The sequence below is a fragment of the bacterium genome (assembly GCA_037131655.1).
In the GTDB taxonomy this organism is placed as follows: domain Bacteria; phylum Armatimonadota; class Fimbriimonadia; order Fimbriimonadales; family JBAXQP01; genus JBAXQP01.
Genome location: JBAXQP010000464.1, coordinates 1 through 1,669 on the forward strand (window position 1 = coordinate 1; position 1,669 = coordinate 1,669).

At 45.8% G+C, this 1,669-nt stretch carries 2 protein-coding genes; both read right to left on the minus strand.

Translation table 11 applies throughout. From position 1 onward, the window contains the following. Window positions 1-356, minus strand: a 356-nt coding sequence (locus tag WCO51_13640; protein MEI6514296.1) for a hypothetical protein, incomplete at its 3' end; no start/stop codon positions are given. A 191-nt stretch (window positions 357-547) separates the two neighbouring features. Next, entirely contained in the window at window positions 548-1,561 is a 1,014-nt protein-coding gene (gene ftcD / locus WCO51_13645) for a glutamate formimidoyltransferase (GenBank protein ID MEI6514297.1), read from the minus strand. Window positions 1,562-1,669: the final 108 nt, after the last annotated feature.

The window sequence follows — 1,669 nt, forward strand, 5'->3', positions numbered from 1 at the left end:
ATAGTGCGGCTAACAAAGGTGAGTACGTGAACTTTAACCGTCACACCTGCGGCTACGAAATCAAATCGAGTATCAAGCTCGCCATTGGAGAAGTCAAAGCTTTGCTCATGGAAGACCGTCTTGTCAGGTCGATCAGATAGCCGTTCATACCATCCAATATGAATATCCGCCCCAATCGGAAACGGAGCATCCCCATACTCTTCCGTCCGCTTTTCCGGGCTAACTGCAAAATATCCATTAGCCTGAACCTGAGCATTCAAAAATGGGATTTTTCCAAGCCGAAACCCGATCAATCCATTAGAAACATAAGCAGGATGTAAATCGGGGCTATATTCATTAATAACGTGCTTCTTCAAAATGCGCTCTCCTTCTCAACTGGTTAGCTACATTCGTATTTTACTGGCAGGAGATAGGAGGGGTCAAGGTGAAAAGCGATTCCAGTCAGTGTCATTGAGAAGGATGGTTCGTGCCCGTGGCAATCTCCTCAAAAGCTAATGCCAGCTATACGTAGACCCCCTTGGAAAGGAGGACATTCCCGCTCTGCCTATCACTTAATCCGGTACTCAATTACTTTCTGTTCCGGATTGAACGGGGATAAGTGATCGAGGCCCAGGTAGCGGGATGCTATTTGGATTAGCTCTTTTTCAGAAGAAGGGGGTGGCATGTCGCGGCAGATTAAGTAGTGCTCTGCTGCTTCAAGTAGAGCATTTAATGGGATAAGACCAATTAACTCTGAACCAATGACATTTACCCCTAACCTCTCGGCTTCTTCGATGATAGTTTCGTAGACCACATGTAATGGGGTTGTATGGTAATCAAGTACATTTGTGGAAACTTGGGCGCAGTTGTATTCATCGATATGCCAACCGATCGCTCGAACTGCTTCGAGTTTTCCGGGAATTCTGATGGGCTTACCGTTTGCATCATGTGCAGATCTTCCGCTTTCTCGAATGCTCAAGGCAATCTCTTGCGCTAACCTAACATCATTGGTATCTAAATTCACGTTGAATGCGATCAGAACATTTCTTGCTCCGACGACGCTGGCGCCCCATTTTGGTCTGAATTCAGTGGGGCCGAAATCAGGTTTCCAATTGGGATCGGATAATTTAGTAGGTAAGTCTTCATATCCACCGGCTCTTATGGCAGAAAGGTTCTTTCTTTTGGAGGAGGAAGCTGCGTATTCATAAAGATAAACCGGCACATCGAGATCGTCTGCAAGGCGCTTGCCTAAGTCCTTTGCGATTTGTACGCATTCCGTTATCGATGTGCCCTGAATGGGGATGAAAGGACAGACATCCATCGCACCAACTCTAGGATGAACGCCTGAATGGATTGACATATCGATCAGTTCATAAGCAGTTTTAACGGCTCTAAAAGCAGCCTCTTGGACTGCTTCAGGGGGACCGACGAATGTGTAGACGGTGCGATTCGCTGCTGCGCCAATATGAGTATCCAGCAACATAATTTCGCCATCTTGCTCGATAGCTTTGGCGATGGCTTCTATAGTCTTTTGGTTGCGGCCTTCAGAGAAATTAGGCACGCATTCAATAAGTTTGCGCATAGGAGTATTTACACGAATGGCAGGGCTAATAATCAAGAACGGGTTCAAGTTTTCTATGGTGATAATTTCTTTTGAATTATATTCAAAAGATCATGGGCTCGTCTATGC